At 69.4% G+C, this 16,580-nt stretch carries 13 protein-coding genes; 2 read left to right on the forward strand and 11 right to left on the reverse strand.

Going from position 1 to position 16,580, the window contains the following annotated elements:
- Nucleotides 1-9: 9 nt before the first annotated feature.
- On the reverse strand, nucleotides 10-1,971 hold the full coding sequence (locus MQC88_RS12835; RefSeq protein ID WP_243322703.1) for a M1 family metallopeptidase: 1,962 nt from the start codon (nucleotides 1,969-1,971) through the stop codon (nucleotides 10-12).
- 241 nt (nucleotides 1,972-2,212) lie between these two features.
- Here MQC88_RS12835 and MQC88_RS12840 point away from each other — a divergent pair, with 241 nt between their 5' ends.
- Complete coding sequence (locus MQC88_RS12840) at nucleotides 2,213-4,462, forward strand: carbohydrate binding family 9 domain-containing protein (protein WP_243322705.1); 2,250 nt, start codon at nucleotides 2,213-2,215, stop codon at nucleotides 4,460-4,462.
- 185 nt (nucleotides 4,463-4,647) lie between these two features.
- On the opposite strand, the gene ubiE is transcribed toward MQC88_RS12840, so the two are convergent.
- Nucleotides 4,648-5,409: a bifunctional demethylmenaquinone methyltransferase/2-methoxy-6-polyprenyl-1,4-benzoquinol methylase UbiE gene (gene ubiE, locus MQC88_RS12845; RefSeq protein ID WP_243322707.1), complete on the reverse strand. Its 762-nt coding sequence runs from the start codon at nucleotides 5,407-5,409 to the stop codon at nucleotides 4,648-4,650.
- 117 nt (nucleotides 5,410-5,526) lie between these two features.
- On the opposite strand from ubiE, the gene MQC88_RS12850 reads away from it, so the two are divergent.
- Nucleotides 5,527-6,015 (forward strand): cupin domain-containing protein, encoded by a 489-nt coding sequence (locus MQC88_RS12850; protein WP_243322710.1) that lies wholly within the window; start codon nucleotides 5,527-5,529, stop codon nucleotides 6,013-6,015.
- 70 nt (nucleotides 6,016-6,085) lie between these two features.
- Here MQC88_RS12850 and hslU read toward each other — a convergent pair whose 3' ends face one another.
- The 9 genes from hslU to MQC88_RS12895 all read right to left on the reverse strand — a co-directional run bounded on the left by hslU (nucleotide 6,086) and on the right by MQC88_RS12895 (nucleotide 16,079).
- The gene (hslU, locus tag MQC88_RS12855) at nucleotides 6,086-7,480 is read right to left on the reverse strand and encodes an ATP-dependent protease ATPase subunit HslU (protein WP_243322712.1); all 1,395 of its coding nucleotides are present in this window, start codon (nucleotides 7,478-7,480) and stop codon (nucleotides 6,086-6,088) included.
- Between the two features lie 114 nt (nucleotides 7,481-7,594).
- Nucleotides 7,595-8,146, reverse strand: a complete 552-nt coding sequence (gene hslV, locus MQC88_RS12860; protein ID WP_243322714.1) for an ATP-dependent protease subunit HslV — start codon at nucleotides 8,144-8,146, stop codon at nucleotides 7,595-7,597.
- A 427-nt stretch (nucleotides 8,147-8,573) separates the two neighbouring features.
- A complete protein-coding gene (gene xerC / locus MQC88_RS12865; protein WP_243322717.1) occupies nucleotides 8,574-9,470 on the reverse strand; it encodes a tyrosine recombinase XerC in 897 nt (298 codons plus the stop codon).
- Between the two features lie 4 nt (nucleotides 9,471-9,474).
- The gene (locus tag MQC88_RS12870; RefSeq protein ID WP_243322719.1) at nucleotides 9,475-10,164 is read right to left on the reverse strand and encodes a DUF484 family protein; all 690 of its coding nucleotides are present in this window, start codon (nucleotides 10,162-10,164) and stop codon (nucleotides 9,475-9,477) included.
- Complete coding sequence (gene dapF, locus MQC88_RS12875; protein ID WP_243322721.1) at nucleotides 10,161-11,042, reverse strand: diaminopimelate epimerase; 882 nt, start codon at nucleotides 11,040-11,042, stop codon at nucleotides 10,161-10,163. Before dapF ends, MQC88_RS12870 begins: the two co-directional genes overlap by 4 nt.
- 3 nt (nucleotides 11,043-11,045) lie before the next feature.
- A complete protein-coding gene (gene lptM, locus MQC88_RS12880; RefSeq protein ID WP_243322723.1) occupies nucleotides 11,046-11,342 on the reverse strand; it encodes an LPS translocon maturation chaperone LptM in 297 nt (98 codons plus the stop codon).
- Nucleotides 11,343-11,377: 35 nt separating this feature from the next.
- A complete protein-coding gene (locus MQC88_RS12885) occupies nucleotides 11,378-11,752 on the reverse strand; it encodes a YbaN family protein (RefSeq protein ID WP_243322726.1) in 375 nt (124 codons plus the stop codon).
- 1 nt (nucleotide 11,753) lies between these two features.
- Nucleotides 11,754-13,925, reverse strand: a complete 2,172-nt coding sequence (locus MQC88_RS12890; RefSeq protein ID WP_243322728.1) for a S9 family peptidase — start codon at nucleotides 13,923-13,925, stop codon at nucleotides 11,754-11,756.
- Nucleotides 13,926-13,937: 12 nt separating this feature from the next.
- Nucleotides 13,938-16,079 (reverse strand): prolyl oligopeptidase family serine peptidase, encoded by a 2,142-nt coding sequence (locus MQC88_RS12895; protein WP_243322731.1) that lies wholly within the window; start codon nucleotides 16,077-16,079, stop codon nucleotides 13,938-13,940.
- Between the last annotated feature and the right edge of the window lie 501 nt (nucleotides 16,080-16,580).

Here is a 16,580-nt window from a genome sequence, read left to right on the forward strand (position 1 = left end):
CCGCCGGCATCAAGGCGCCGGCGCCGGTGTCGAAGGCTTTGCGCCTTCCTCGGCCTTGGCGATCGTCGCCTCGACCGAGCCGGTGGTGATCGGGTGGTAGCCCGGCCGCGCTTTGGCGAACACGTCCTTGGCGAACGCCAGCCCTTCGGGCGTCTTCACCAGCGCCGCGTAGATCGGCATGATCAGCTTGCGCCGGCCCACGCGCTGCATGAACGCCGCCATCTCGCCGTCGGCGACGTGGTAGCCGCTGCGCACCGCCAGCGGATACCAGCGCTGCGCCAGTTCGCCGTTGGCGGTGCCGGTGAAGTGGTAGGCGGCGTCCAGCGCGGCCAACTGCTCGACCGTCAGCGTTTCCGGCATGCCTTCGAGGAACCGCACCCATTCCTGCGTGCTCCACGCCGAGGTCAGCGCCGGCGGCGGCAGCTTGCCGTTGCCCTGCCAGGCGATGCGCGCGGCGTCGACGATGCTGAAGCGCTGCGAACGCACCTGCGGCGCCGCCGCCGGGATCCCCGGCTCGTACAGCCAGGCATCGAACTCCTGCTGGCTGACCTTGCCCGGGTACTTGTCCAGCAGGTTGGTCTTGGCGTAGTCGCGGAACTGCTCGCTGGAGATGCTCTGGAACGCGAAGTGGTCGAAGTAGCCGCGCAGGAAGGCGTCGAAGTCCGCGCGCCCGAAGCGCTGCTCCAGGAACTGCATGAACCAGGCGCCCTTGGTGTAGACGGTGCCGGTCAGGTTGTTGTCGGGGTCGTCGAGGTCGCCAGGCTTGATCGCCAGCCGCTGCAGCGGCTTGTTGCCGTCGGTGAACTCGTCCTGCAGCTCCGCGCGCGCGATCACCGCTTCCATGTCGGCCTGCGGCTTGCCGTACAGCGCTTCCACGATCCGGTTCTCGACGTAGCTGGTGACGCCTTCGTTGAGCCAGGCGTCGCGCGAGGTGGAGAAGGTGACCAGGTTGCCGGACCAGCTGTGCGCGAGCTCGTGCGCGACCAGCGAAACCAGCGACTTGTCGCCGACGATCACGGTCGGGGTGGCGAAGGTCAGGCGCGGGTTCTCCATGCCGCCGTAGGGGAACGACGGCGGCAGCACCAGGATGTCGTAGCGGCCCCAGCGGTAGGGACCGTACAGCGATTCCGCGGTCTGGATCATCTTCTCGGTGTCCGCGAACTCCTGCTGCGCCTTGTCCACCATCGCCGGCTCGGCCCAGACGCCACTGCGTTCGGAGATCGGCTTGAACACCAGGTCGCCGGCGGCGATCGCCAGCAGGTAGGACGGGATCTTCTGCGGCATGGTGAAGCTGTAGTCGCCATCACGCGCGGCGTCCGGATCGTTGTCGGCGCTCATCAGCACCATCGCGTCCTTCGGCGCGGTGACGTGCGCGGTGTAGGTGAAGCGCACCTGCGTCGTGTCCTGCAGCGGCACCCACGAGCGTGCGTGGATCTGCTGCGACTGGCTGAACATGAAGGGCTGCTGCTTGCCCTCGGTCATCGACGGCGCCAGCCATTGCAGGCCCGAGGCGTCGGGCGAGGTCTTGTAGGCGATGCGCACCGTGGCGTTGCGCTCCGGCGTCTGGATCGTGAGCTTGCTGCCCAGCAACGGGTCGGCGGCGGCCAGTTCGTACTGCAGCGGGGCCCATTGCCCGTCCTTGCCGGCGCCCTCGACCTTGTCGATGGCGAGCCCGCGGGTGTCCAGCACCAGCTGGTGCGCGGCCTGGTCCAGCCAGTCCAGGGTGTAGGTCGCGGTGCCGGCGATCTGCTTGCGGTCGAAGTCGATCGCCAGCTCCAGCGCCAGCTCGGTGGTCTTGACCTTGTCCGGCTCGGCGTAGGAGTACTCGTCGTGGCGGGCGGCGGCGTCGGCGGGCATGGCGGCCTCCGGCCCGGCGGCGGGCGGGGTGGAGGTGGCGGCAGGCGCGGACTCGCGCGCGCAACCGGCGGCAAGGGCGACGACGGCGGACAGCAACAGCAGGGTCTGGCGCATGGCGGATGGGACCGGGAGCGACGGGGCCCGCGAGTTTAGCGCCGCGGGCGCATCCCTGCCGCAAACACATCGATGACGTTCGTCAACCCGACTGGCGGCACTCCTGCATCGGCGCGCGATCGCGCATCGTGCGCGCCGCGCATCCCTGCCGGGCCATGCCGTCCCTGCCATTGGTCATCCCAACCCGGGCGTCCGCGCGTGCATCCCAACCCTGACCACCACGCCGCACGGAGATTAACGCTTGAACCTGCATGCCCTGATCGCCGCCGCCCTGCTGCTGTGCGCCCCCATCGCCCACGCCCGCGACGCCGGCACGCCGCCCCGGGCCGGGGATGCCCCCGGCGGCAGCATCCCGCAGTTGCAGGGCCCGATCACCATCGACGGCAAGCTCGACGACGCCGCCTGGCAGGGCGCGCTGGTGCAGGAGATCGGCTACGAAATCCAGCCCGGCGACAACATCCCGGCGCCGGTGAAGACCATCGTCCGCATCGGCTACAGCGCCGATGCGCTGTACGTGGCGTACCACGCGATGGACGATGATCCGTCGCAGATCCGCGCCCACCTGCGCGATCGCGACGCCGCTTTCGACGACGACTGGGTCGGCGTGTTCCTGGACACCTTCGACGACAACCGCCGCGGCTACGAGCTGATCGTCAATCCGCTGGGCGTGCAGTCGGACCTGATCCGCGACGAGACCAACACCGACAACCAGGAAGACGCCAGCTGGGACGGACTGTGGCAGAGCGCCGGCCAGCTGACGCCCGACGGCTACGACGTGGAGATCCGCATCCCCTTCTCCACCCTGCGCTTCCCCACCGGTGGCGAGGCGCAGCGCTGGGGCATCGCGCTGTTCCGCAACTGGCCGCGCGACAAGCGCCACCAGCTCGCCAGCCGCAAGGTGCCGCGCGAGTCGAACTGCTTCCAGTGCGAATGGGGCAAGTACGAAGGCTTCGCCGGCGCCCGCCAGGGCCGCAACCTGGAGGTCGTGCCGACCCTGGCCATGGGCAAGTCGCAGAGCCGCGGCGCCGCCGGCCAGCCGTGGCAGGACGGCGACACATCGATCGAGCCGGGCGTGGACATCAGCTGGGCGCCGTCGCCGGCGATGACCCTCAATGCCACCATCAACCCGGATTTCTCGCAGGTCGAGACCGACCAGCTGCAGCTCAACTTCAACGACAGCTTCGCCCTGTTCTACCAGGAGAAGCGGCCGTTCTTCCTTGAGGGCGCGGACTACTTCAGCAGCCAGTTCGACGTGCTCTACACGCGCCAGATCGCCGATCCCGACTACGGCCTGCGCATCACCGGCCGCACTGGCAGCGGCGCGTACGGCGCGATCGTCGCGCGCGACGCCACCACCCTTCTGCTGCTGCCGGGCGTGCTCGGCTCGGGCTTCGAGCAGCTCGACCAGAAGGCGGACGTCGCCGTGGGCCGCTATCGCTACGACTTCAACAGCCACGTCAGCGTCGGCGCCATCGGCACCTTCCGCCAGGGCGACGACTACGCCAACAACGTCGCCGGCGTCGATGCGCGCTGGCAGCAGGGCGCGCACACCGCGACCGCGCAGTTGCTGCACAGCCAGTCCGAATACCCGGCCGACATCGTCGACGCCTACCAGGACGAACTCGGCGACGACGCCACCCCCGCCGGCAACGCCTGGCGCGCCGAATACGCCTTCGGCAACCGCAACTGGAACTTCGACGCCTGGCACGTGGACATCGACCCCGGCTTCCGCGCCGACCTCGGCTTCATGGGCCAGGTCGGCTACGACAAGTCGCTGGTCGGCGGCGGCCACAGCTGGTTCCGCGACGACAAGGCGTTCAACCGCATCAACGTGTACGCCGACTTCGACATCACCCACCGCTACGACGGACAGCTGCTGGAGCGCGAGTGGGAAGGCCAGGTCAGCGTGCAGGGCCCGAAGCAGAGCAACCTCCGCCTGCATGGCATGACCCGCCAGCGCTTCTGGCAGGGCACGCTGTTCGACGAGCACTACGTCGACGTCAACGCCAACTACCAACCGAACGGCAACCTGCAGCTGGGGGCCTACGCGCAGGTCGGCACGATGATCGACCTGGACGCGGAGAAGACCGGCCGGCGCACGATGCTCGAGTTCTGGGGCAACGCCAATGTCGGCCGCGGCATCGCCATGGACTGGGACCTGATCCGGCAACGCATGCGCCGCGACGGCGGCACGGCCTTCACCGCGACCGTGCTCAACACCGGCGGCAGCTGGCAGTTCGACCCGCGCCAACGCCTGCGCCTGACCTTGCAGGGCAGCGAAGTGCAGCGCGACCAGGCGCTTTACACGGACCCGGTCGATCAAACCGCGCGCGATTGGGCGGCGCAGATGGTGTACTCGTACAAGGTCAATCCGCACACGGTCGTGTACGCCGGCGCCTCCTATGGCGCCTTCATGGACGACGACAACCCGGACCTGTTCGGCGACACCCGCGCGGTGTTCCTGAAGCTGAGCTACGGCTGGCAGCCGTAGGGCGGGAAGAGCCGCCCCGCATTCGCCTCCGGCACCTTCTCCCCCGCACGCGGGGAGAAGGAACAGCCCTCGCTCCGGGTGCCGGGCAAGGGAGACGTCGCCCTCGCCCCGCTTGCGGGGAGAGGGACAGCTTCGCGCAGCGAAGCAGGGCGGGGGTGGGCGGAACGGGCGCCGCAGTTCCCGCGTCAGATCCGATAGCCGGTGTGGATCGCCACGATCCCGGCGTTGAGGTTGCGGTAGTCCACGCGCGCAAAGCCGGCCGCCTCCATCATCGCCTTCAGTGCGTCCTGCGGCGGATGCTGGCGGATCGATTCGGCCAGGTACTGGTAGCTGCCGGCATCCTGCGCGAACAGCTTGCCCAGCTTCGGCAGCACCTTGAACGAGTGGAAGTCGTAGAGCGGCTTGAACCACTCCGCCTTCACTTCCGAAAACTCCAGCACCCGCGCCTGGCCGCCGACCTTGAGCACGCGGTACATCTCCCGCAGCGCGGCGTCCTTGTCGGTGACGTTGCGCAGGCCGAAGGCGATCGTGACCAGGTCGAAGCTGGCATCGGGGAACGGCAGCTGCTCGGCGTTGCACTGCACGTACTCCAGGCCGCGCACCTTGCCGCGGTCGAGCATGCGGTCGCGGCCCACGGACAGCATCCCGGCATTGATGTCGCCGAGCACGACTTCGCCCTCCGCGCCGACGCGATCCTTCAGCAACGCGGCGATGTCGCCGGTGCCGCCGGCCAGGTCCAGCACGCGGTCGCCCTTGCCGACCTGCGCGGTGGCGACGAAATAGCGCTTCCAGACGCGGTGGATGCCCAGCGACATCAGGTCGTTCATCAGGTCGTACTTGCCGGCGACCGAGGAGAACACCTCGCCGACCAGCTTCTGCTTGTCGCCGGTCGGCACCTCGCGGTAGCCGAAATGGGTGGTGCCGGGCTTGTCGGTGGGTGTGTTCATGCCCGGATTATCGCATTCGTCCCGGCCCGCCATTCAGCTTGTTTCCGTCCGGATGCGTTGCACCGCCGCGTTGTCGGGGTTGCGGCGCCCCTGCCGCACGCTCCCCGGAGAGTCCAGATGAAATCCTTTCCGATCTTCCTCCTGCTCGCCTTGCCGGGTGGCGCGTTCGCCGCCGATCCCGGCATGCCCGACGCCCAGTCCGCCATGGAGCACGCGCTGACCCGCGCAGCCGATACCAGCTGGGGGCCGGCACCACCGATGCTGCCGGCCGGCGCGCAGGCCGCGGTGCTGGCCGGCGACCCGGGCAAGGAAGGCAGCTTCATCATCCGCCTGAAGATGCCGCCGGGATACCGTGTGCCGCGCCACTGGCACCCCACCGACGAGGCGGTCACCCTGGTCGAGGGCGACCTCATTCTGTCGATGGGCGACGCGGCGGCGACGGCGCGGGACGAAACCCTCGCGCCCGGCGATTTCATCAACCTGCCGACGCCGATGCGCCACGAAGCCAGCTCCAGGGGTGGCGCGGTGGTGCAGGTGCAGGCCATGGGCCCGTTCGTGATCACCTACCTCGATCCGAAGGACGATCCGCGCAACGCGGGCAAGTAGGCGCGATCGTGCATCGACGCCGCGCGGATCCCGCACGGCGACGAGGGGACGCCGGAGCTTGCCGCGGGCCTCAGAGGATGTAGCGCGACAGATCCGGGTCCTGTACCAGTTCGCCCAGGTGGGCGTCGACGTAGGCGCGGTCGATGCTGACCGCGTCGCCGCCGCGGTCGGGCGCTTCGTAGCTCAGGGTGTCGAGCAGGCGTTCGAGCACGGTGTGCAGGCGCCGTGCACCGATGTTCTCCTGGCGCTCGTTGACCTGCGCGGCGATGTCGGCCAGGCGCTCGACCGCGTCCGCCGTGAACGCCAGGCCGACGCCCTCGGTCTTCAGCAGTTCGACGTACTGCGTGGTCAGCGCCGCCTTCGGCTCGGTCAGGATGCGCACGAAGTCGCCCTTGCTGAGCGCACCCAGTTCCACGCGGATCGGGAACCGCCCCTGCATTTCCGGGATCAGGTCGGACGGCTTGGCCAGGTGGAACGCGCCCGAGGCGATGAACAGGATGTGGTCGGTCTTCACCGGGCCGTACTTCGTGCTGACGGTGGAACCCTCGACCAGCGGCAGCAGGTCGCGCTGCACGCCTTCGCGGCTGACATCGGCGCCGATGCCCTCGCTGCGCTTGGCGACCTTGTCGATCTCGTCGATGAAGACGATGCCGTGCTGCTCGCAGGCCTCGATCGCGGCCTCGCGCACTTCGTCCTCGTTGACCAGGCGCGCGGCTTCCTCCTCGACCAGCTGCGGGCGCGCGGCGGCGATGGCCAACGTGCGCTTGTGGGTCTTGCCGCCGGCGACCTGCGAGAACATCTGCCGCAGCTGCTGGCCCATTTCCTCCATGCCCGGCGGCGCCATGATGTCGACGCCGACGTTGAGCGCGGTCTCGATCTCGATCTCGCGCGCGTCCAGCGCGCCGCTGCGCAGCTGCCGGCGCAGCTTGGCGCGGGTGTCGCTGTCGGCGTTGTGCTGCGCCGAAGGTTCGGCGCCGATGTCGATCGTGGTCTGCGCGCCGAAGCCGAACCCAGTGGCCGGTACCTCGCGCCGCGGCAGCAGCGCGTCGAGGATGCGCTCCTCGGCGCGTTCCTCGGCCTGGGTGCGCACGCGCGCCTTGGCCTGTTCGCGGTACAGCTTGACCGCGGTATCGGCGAGGTCGCGGATGATCTGCTCGACGTCCTTGCCGACGTAGCCGACCTCGGTGAAGCGGGTCGCTTCGACCTTGACGAACGGCGCGTTGGCCAGCGTCGCCAGGCGCCGCGCGATCTCGGTCTTGCCGACGCCGGTGGGTCCGATCATCAGGATGTTCTTGGGCATCACCTCGTCGCGGAGCTCCGGCTCGAGCTGCATCCGCCGCCAGCGGTTGCGCAGCGCGATCGCGACCGCGCGCTTGGCCGCCTGCTGGCCGACGATGTGCTTGTCGAGTTCCTGCACGATCTCGCGCGGGGTCATGGTGGCGGAGGTGTTTTCGATCTTCTGCATGGGGTTCTCGCTTGCTCGTCGCAGCAGCGGCTGACAGCCGCTAGCCGTCGACCTTCGACGGATCCGTCGGAAAAGCTCGCGGCTGCAAGCCGCTCCTACAGGGAAATGCAGCGGTCAGAGCTCTTCGACCACGATGTTGCGGTTGGTGTAGATGCAGATGTCACCGGCGATGTTGAGGGCCTCGGTGGCGATCGCCCTGGCGTCGAGCTGCGTGTGCGCGGCCAGGGCGCGCGCGGCCGCCAGCGCGTAGCTGCCGCCGGAGCCGATCGCGACGATGCCGTCCTCCGGCTCGATCACGTCGCCGGTGCCGGAGATCACCAGCGAGGCTTCGGCATCGGCGACCACCAGCAGCGCCTCGAGCTTGCCGAAGCGGCGCTCGGTGCGCCAATCCTTGGCCAGTTCGACCGCGGCGCGGGTCAGCTGGCCATGCTTCTCGAGCTTGGCCTCGAACAGCTCGAACAGGGTGAACGCATCGGCGGCGGCGCCGGCAAACCCCGCCAGCACCTGGCCATCGCGGCCGAGCCGGCGCACCTTGCGCGCGTTGGCCTTCATCACGGTGTTGCCGAGCGTCACCTGGCCGTCGCCGGCGACCACCACGCGGCCTTCGCGACGCACCGAGACGATGGTGGTGGCGTGGAAGACATTGGGGTTCTGGCTTGGGTCCATGCGCGGCTCCGGGGCTGAGTCCATGAACTGGGGGTTGCTTGAACAGCCTTCAAGAGTTCTGGCGTACCCGCTTCGGGCGGGGCGGGGGCCTTGCCGGGAGTGGGTTTCGCCGCCTGGAGTCCGCGTCCAGCTACCACAAGCGGGCGCAGGCCATCCATGCCTGCTCGAAGCCCACTCCCGGCACCACCAGCGCATGGGTAACGTGCTGATCCTGGCTTCGGTGCCTGCAAACACGAGCAACCGTCAGCCCGAAAGCCACCACCGATTGCCCGAAGTCGGGCGAACGCAAGCCGCGCTGCGTTGTTGTGGTGGGCAGAGGGGTTCGCGTGTTGCATGGATGGGCCACGGCCGCGCGTGGCAGCCGGAGGCGGACTTCAAGCAGCGAACCCCTCTGCCCACCACGACAACGCACTTCCGAAGCCCGGGATCAAGGCTTCGCCTTCCGTTTCGCCCGCGGATGCGCGGCGTCGTAGACCCGGGCCAGGTGCTGGAAGTCGAGGTGGGTGTAGATCTGGGTGGTGGCGATGTCGGCGTGGCCGAGCAGTTCCTGCACGCCGCGCAGGTCGCCGGAGGATTCCAGCACGTGGCTGGCGAAACTGTGCCGCAGCAGGTGCGGATGCACGCGCTTGAACAGCCCCTGCCGCTGCGCCAGCAGGCGCAGCCGCAACTGCACCGCGCGCGGCGTGATCGGTCCGTTGCGCCCTGGGAAAACCGGCAAATCCGTGGAGGCGGGCTGCTGCTCCCCGCGCCAGGCCGAAAGCGCGGCGCGCGCATGCGAACCCACCGGCACGCTGCGCTGCTTGCCGCCCTTGCCCAGCACCGTGACCAGCCCATCGTCCAGCTGCAGGTCGCGCCAGCGCAGCGCGCACAGTTCCGACAGGCGCAGGCCGGAGGAATAGAACAGCTCCAGCAGCGCGCGGTCGCGCAGGCCCAGCGGCACGTCGGTCGGTACCTCCACCAGCGCCTTGGCCTCGTCGGCGTCGAGCACCTGCGGCAGCTTGCGCGGCGCCTTCGGCGCGCGGATCGCGGCGGCCGGGCTGGCGGCGATGCGGCCGTGCTTCAGCAGCCAGCGGTAGAAGCTGCGGCAGCTCGACAGCCGCCGCTGCAGGCTTTTCGGCGACAGCCCGCGGCGATGCTCGGCGGCGATGAAGGCGCGCAGGTGTTCGCCCTGCAACGTCGCGACGTCATCGATGCCGCCGGCCTCGGCCCAGGCGGCCAGCGCGGCCAGGTCGCGGCGATACGCATCCAGCGTGTGCGACGACATCCGCCGCTCGACCTGCAGGTGGGCGATGAAGTCCCCGACCGGCGCGGCGGTCGCGCTCATTCCATCAACGATCGAAGCGTTGCAGCGCCGTCGCCAGCGCCTCGCCCATCATCCGCAGGAACAGCGTCCCCATCCCTGGATAGAAGCGGTTGGGCTCGCGGCTGCCGACCGCGATCAGGCCGGTGCCGGGCAGCGGCAACAGCGCGCTTGATTGCACCTCGTCGGCGCGCTCGCGGTACAGCAGCGCGGTCTTCTCCGGTTGCAGCCGGCCGCACAGCGGCTCGCCGTCGCCAAGGCAGTCGCGGAACGGTGCCAGGCTGGCATCGCCGGGCATGACCACCTGCAGCCAGTCGACGTCGTCGAGGCCCGCGACCGGCTCGAACAGCACGATCCGCACCAGGTCGCCCTGGAAATCCTCGGCCAGCGACGCCGCCATCGCGCGCAGGGTGTCGGCGGCGGTGGACTGCCTCAACAGTGCGAGCGTCAGCTGGTGGGTGCGCACGGCCAGGCGTTCGTTCTCCTGCGCGTTGCCGAACAGTTCGTGCAGCCGCCGCGAAAGCTCGCGGTTCTTGTCGCGCAGCACGTCGAGCTGGTAGCTGGCCAGCGACGCGGCAGGTCCTTCCTCGCGCGGCACCACCATGCTGATCGCCAGGTCCGGGAACTGCTGCAGGAACTTCGGGTGCCGGCGCAGCCAGGCCGCGACTTCGTGCGCGCCGAGCTTCTCCTGGGCGTGCCTGTCGTTGCTGTCGCTCATGCGAAAAATTCCCCCTCGAAGACGAACGTGGCCGGCCCGCTCATTGTGATCGGTGCGTTGTCGTCGCGCCAGCCGATGCGCAACTCGCCGCCAGGCAGCAGCACGGCGACGTCGCGGTCGACGCGGCCACGGCGGATCAGGATCGCGGCCGCGGCGCAGGCACCGCTGCCGCAGGCCAGCGTTTCGCCGGCGCCACGCTCGTACACGCGCAGGCGGATGCGGTCGCGCGCATCGACCTCGGCGAAACCGACGTTGACCGAATCCGGGAACGCAGCCTGCGCCTGCAACGCCGGCCCGAGCGTGGCGACCGGCGCGCGCGCGATGTCGTCGACCTCGACCAGCGCGTGCGGGTTGCCCATCGACACCGCGCCGAAGCGCACGCCTTGGGCACGCGCGCCCGCCTGGGTGCCAACGACGACATCGAGCGCGTATTCGTCCTGCGCCTCGATGAAGCCGGCGAGCGGGAGCGCCTGCGGCGCGAATTGCGGCACGCCCATGGCCACGCGGAAGCCACCGTCGGCCAGGCGCTCGACCGCGTGGCTGCCGCTGGGGCTGTCGAGCACGAAGCGCGCGTCGTCGGCCGTGCCGTCGCGCACCAGCCAGGCGGCGATGCAGCGGGCGCCGTTGCCGCATTGCGCGGCGTTGGAGCCGTCGGCGTTCCAGATCCGGTAGGACGCGATCGCCCCGGCGCTGCGTGGCGGTTCGACGGTCAGGATCTGGTCGCAACCGACGCCGGTATGGCGGTCGGCCAGCGCGCGGCTCAGGGCCGGCGTGGGCGGCAGGCTGCCGTCGCGCAGGTCCAGCACGACGAAGTCGTTGCCGGCGCCATGCATCTTGGTGAAGCGCAGCAGCGCCGGGGGGTACGGCGCGGCGGCCATTGCTCAGCCGCCGCTGCCGTCGTCGACCGGAGGCGGGGTGGCTGGCGCGGCGCCGGGCGCAGGCGGATTGGCCTCCGGCGTCGACTCGGTCGCGGGCACGCCCTCCTCGACCGGAACCGCCGGGTCGGCCGCGGGCGGCGCATCCGTCGTCGCATCGGCCGGCGTGACCACGGCGGGGATCTCGCGCGGTTCCGGCGGCATGACCTGCGAAGGTTTCACCAGCGGACCCTTGTTGCCGCAGGCGGCAAGCAGCAGGGCCAGTGCGATCGAACTCGAGGCGGCGCGCAGGGAGGTTTTCATGCCGCGGAGTGTAGCGCGGCGCCCTGGCGATGGCGCTAGCGGCGCGGTTCCGGTCGCGACCACAGCCACAGGTCGACCGCGGCCATGCATGCGATGCCGATCGCGGCCATCCACCAGCGCGGCGCGGCCAGCGCCATGATCACGGCGGCCGCGGCCATCATCGCGGTCGCCAGCCACTTGGCGCGGCGACCGACCGCGCCCTGCGCCTGCCAGTCGCGGATCAGCGGCCCGAACTGGCGGTGCGCTAGCAACCACGCATGCAGCCGCTGCGAGCCCCGCGCCGCGGCATAGGCCGACAGCAGCACGAACGGCACCGTCGGCAAGCCGGGCACGACGATGCCGACCAGGCCCAGGCCCAGCGCCATCCAGGCGAGCAGCCACCACGCCCAGCGCAAGCGCGACGCCGGCATCTCAGGGCGCCGCGACCCCGAGCTGGTCGAGCGCGAACGCGTACATCTCCGCCAGCTCGCGATAGCGGCGGAAACGCCCGGACTTGCCGCCGTGGCCGGCATCCATGTTGGTGCGCAACAGCAGCGTGCGGCCGCCGTTGTCGAGGTCGCGCAGGCGCGCCACGTACTTGGCCGGCTCCCAGTACTGGACCTGCGAATCCCACAGCCCGGTGCCGACGAACATCGCCGGATATGCCTGCGCGGCGAGGTTGTCGTAGGGCGAATACGACAGCATGTAGTCGTAGTACTGGCGCTGCTCCGGGTTGCCCCACTCGTCGTATTCGTTGGTGGTGAGCGGGATCGTCGGATCCAGCATGGTGGTGACCACGTCGACGAACGGCACCTGCGACAGCAGCACCCGATAGCGGTCCGGCGCCATGTTGGCGACCGCGCCCATCAGCAGGCCGCCGGCGCTGCCGCCGTATGCGGCGACACGGTCCTTCGCCGCGTAGCCTTGCGCCACCAGGAAATCGGTGACGTCGATGAAGTCGGTGAAGGTATTGCGCTTGTGCAGCAGGTGGCCGTCGTCGTACCACTTGCGACCCATTTCCTGGCCGCCGCGGATGTGGGCCAGCGCATAGACCATGCCGCGGTCGAGCAGGCTCACCACCGGCAGGTTGAAGCCGGGATCGGTGGAGGAACCGTAGCTGCCGTAGGCGTACTGCAGCAACGCCGCCTTGCCGTTCTTCTCGAACCCCTTGCGGTAGACGACCGATACCGGGATGCGGGTGGCGTCGCGCGCGGTCGCCCACAGGCGTTCGGTGGTGTACTTGCCGGGATCGTAGCCCAGGACCGGCTGCTGCTTGAGCTGGCGGCGCTCGCCGGTCCTGGTGTTGAGCTCGTAGGTGGTCTGCGGCGTGGTCAGCGAGGTGTAGCCGTAGCGCAGCCACTCGCTGTCGTGCTCGGCGTTGACGTCCAGGCCCATCGAATACGCGGGTTCGTCGGCCTTGACGTGGTCCTCCCGGGCGTCGGCCTGCCCGGGCCCGGTACGCAGCAGGCGGATGCGCTCCAGGCCGCCGGAGCGTTCGCCGATGGCGATGAAGCCGTCGAACAGGGCGTAGTCCTCGATGAACACGTCGTCGCGGTGCGCGACCAGGTCGGTCCACTGCCGGCGCGAGCTGGCATCGGTGGGCGCGGTGACCAGCTTGAAGTTGCTGGCGCCGGCGTCGTTGGTGCGGATCACCCAGCGGTCGCCCAGGTGGTCGGCCTGGTATTCGACGTCGCGCGCGCGCGGCGCCAGCACGCGGAACTCGCGCGGGTCGGCGGCCGGCGCGCAACGCATCTCGCTGGACACCGTGCTTTCCACGCCGATGCAGATGAAGCGGTCGTCGCGGCTGCGGTCGATGCCCATGTAGAAACTGTCGTCGTGCTCCTCGTACACCAGCGGGTCGTCGGCCACCGGGGTGCCGAGCACGTGCTTGCGCACGCGCACCGTCAGCAGCGTCTCGGGATCGTTCTCGACGTAGAACAGGGTGCGGTTGTCGTCTGCCCAGACCAGGTTGGCGGAGACGCCGCGGATCTCGTCCGGATACAGCTCGCCGGTGTCGAGGTTGCGGAAGCGGATCGAGTACTGGCGGCGGCCGACGTCGTCCTCGGCCCAGGCCAGCAGCGTGTTGTCCTGGCTGACCTCGTAGTCGCCGACGCTGAAGTAGTCCTTGCCCGCGGCCATCGCGTTGACGTCGAGCAGGACCTGCTCAGCGGCATCGGGAGTGCGGCTGGCCGCGAGCATCGCGGTGGCGTCGGCCCCGTCGCGGTCGCGGCGGCGGGCATGGATCGGGTAGTCCTGCCCGGTCTCGAAGCGGCTGTAGTACCACCAGCCGCGCTCGCGATACGGCACCGAGCTGTCGTCCTGCCGGATGCGGCCGATGATCTCGTCGTAGAGCTTGTCCTGCAGCGGCTTGAGCGGCGCCATCACCGCATCGGCGTAGGCGTTCTCGGCGTTGAGGTAGGCCAGCATCTCCGGGTTCTTGCGGCTGTCGTCGCGCAGCCAGTAGTACTCGTCCTGGCGCGAGGCGCCGAACGGCGCGACGACGGCATGCGCCTTCTTCGCGGCATCCGGCGGCGGTGGCAGGTCGGCGGCGTGGGTGGGTTCGGTCATCAGCAGCAGGGTCGCAAGCAGGAGGAGGGGTTTCATCGGGGTGCGCCGTCAGCGGGCCAGTTCGTTCCACAGGAAGCGGTAGGTCAGCGCCCAGACGTGCGCCTGCTGGGCGTTGGTGGCGCCGGCGCCGTGGCCGCCTTCGGTGTTCTCGTAATAGCGGACGTCCTTGCCGGCGGCGAGCATCCTGGCCGCCATCTTGCGGGCGTGGCCGGGGTGGACGCGGTCGTCGCGGGTGGTGGTCCAGATGAACGTCGGCGGGTACTCCCGGGCCGGGTCGAACAGCTGGTACGGCGAGAAGGCCTTGATGTAGTTCCAGTCGTCGGTGTCCGGATCGCCGTATTCGGCCATCCACGAGGCGCCCGCGAGCAGGTGGCTGTAGCGCTTCATGTCCAGCAACGGCACCTGCACCACCACCGCCCCGAACAGTTCCGGGTACTGGGTCAGCATGTTGCCGACCAGCAGGCCGCCGTTGCTGCCGCCCATGATCCCCAGGTGCTCGCGCGAGGTGATGCCATGGGCAACGAGTTCCTTCGCCACCGCGGCGAAGTCTTCGTAGGCCTTGTGCCGGTTGGCCTTGAGCGCGGCCTGGTGCCAGCGTGGGCCATATTCGCCGCCGCCGCGGATGTTGGCGACCACATAGACGCCACCGCGCTCGAGCCAGCCCTTGCCGACGGTGCCCGAATACGAGGGCGTCAGCGAAACCTCGAAGCCGCCGTAGCCGTACAGCAGCGTGGGCGCTCTGCCGTCGTGGGCCAGGCCCTTGGGATGGACGATGAAGAACGGCACCCTGGTACCGTCGGCACTGGTGGCGAACTGCTGCTCCAGCACGTCCTTCGAGGCATCGAAGAAGGCCGGCATCGACTTCAAGCGTTCGGGCGCCTTGCCGACTTCGGCCAGCGACAGCGTCGTCGGCGTGAGGTAATCGGTGGCGGTCAGCCACACGGCATCGCTGTCGTCGGCGTCGACGGCACGCACCCCGAGGGTACCGATCGCGGGCGCGCCGGTGAACGCAGTCGTCGTCCAGCCATCCGCGCCCGGCGTCAACACGCGCAGGCGGTTCTTGACGTCGTCGAGCACGTTCAGGACCAGGTGCGACTTCGTCCAGGTGGAGCTTTCCAGCGAGGTGCTGTCGGTGGGCTGGAACAGGACGTCGAAATCGCGCTTGCCGGCCATGAAGTCATCGAAGCCGGTCGCCAGCAGGGCGCCCGCCGGGTAGGTCCTGCCGCCGACCGTCCACGGGTCGCGCAGCTGCAGCGTCAGCCAGCGCTCGTGCACCGACTTGTTCGCCGAGTTCGGCGCGTCGATCTTCACCAGCTGGCCGTCCGCCTGGCGCAGGTACAGTTCGTCGTTGTAGAACGCAAGCGTGCGGCTGACGAAATCGCGTTCGAAGCCGGGCGTGTTGTCGTGGTAGCCGGCGATGTACATGTCGTCGGGCTTGCCCTCGTAGACGACGGTGGCCGAAGCCAGCGGCGTGCCGCGCCGCCATTGCTTGACGATGCGCGGGTAGCCGGACGTGGTCATCGAGCCATCGCCGAAGTCGCTGTACACGTACACGGTGTCGTCGTCGATCCAGCCCAGCGCGCCCTTGGCTTCGGGGCGGAAGAAGCCGCCATCCACCCACTGCTTCGTCGCCAGGTCGAACTCGCGGGTCACGTCGGCGTCGGCGCCGCCGCGCGACAGCGCGACCAGGCAACGCCGGTACTCCGGCTTGAAGCAGTCGGCGCCATGCCACACCCAGTTCTCGCCTTCGGCCTGGTTCAGCGCGTCGAGGTCGATCACCGTTTCCCAATGCGGGTCGGGCTTGCGGTATTCGGCCAGCGTGGTGCGGCGCCACAGGCCGCGCTGGTGCTGGGCGTCCTTCCAGAAGTTGTAGTAGTGGTCGCCGATCCTGTCGACCTCGGGGATCTTGGCGTCGGAGTCCAGGATGGCGAGGATCTGTGCCTGCAGTCGCGCGAATTCCGGCCCGCTGGCGAGTTCGGCGTCGGTGCGGGCGTTCTGCTGCTTCGCCCAGCCCAGCGCCTTGTCCCCGGTGACATCCTCCAGCCACAGGTAGGGATCGCTGCTGGCGGATTCGGGCATGGCGGCCTCCTGCGGGGCATCGACGGCGTGGGCGGGTGCACTGGCGCCTGTCGCGGCGATCAGTCCGGCAGCGACGGCGAGGGCCTGGCAGGCGTGCGGCAGCTTCGACATGGGGTTCCGGTGCAATCGGTTCTCGGGAGCGGGAACGCTAGCACAGGCGTTGCCGCGGTTCGGCGTGCCGCAAGTCTTGTCGAGGGCGCCTTTCCCGCCCGTTCGGGCCGTTTGCAGACCGGCCTGGACGGTAGTTGTTGCTGGAGACCGGGGAGAAGCGCCTTCGTCCCGGTGAACCCGTGTTTTCCGCAGACGGCTTTTCGTGAGTGCGATATTCGCGCTGCGGGAGGGACTCGCCGCTCGCAGGGCCGGGACCTCGCCCTGCTCAAGATACCTGCCTCAAGCGGGTTATCCGAGCGCGGTGCGGTGTCGAGCTTCGGACGGAGTCGCCGCCTGACGGGACAGGGGTGCTGCGCCCTCCTGACGAGCTCGTGCCCTTAGGGCTGCTTGGCATTCCTGATTGGTGCCATGTATGGCTTCGGCCGGAGTCGCCGCCCGGCGGGCTGGGGGTGCTGCGCCCTCCTGACGACATCCTGTCTTTAAGTCGGGTCGCAGGCCATC

Source organism: Cognatiluteimonas sedimenti (assembly GCF_022808325.1).
Classification (GTDB): domain Bacteria; phylum Pseudomonadota; class Gammaproteobacteria; order Xanthomonadales; family Xanthomonadaceae; genus Cognatiluteimonas; species Cognatiluteimonas sedimenti.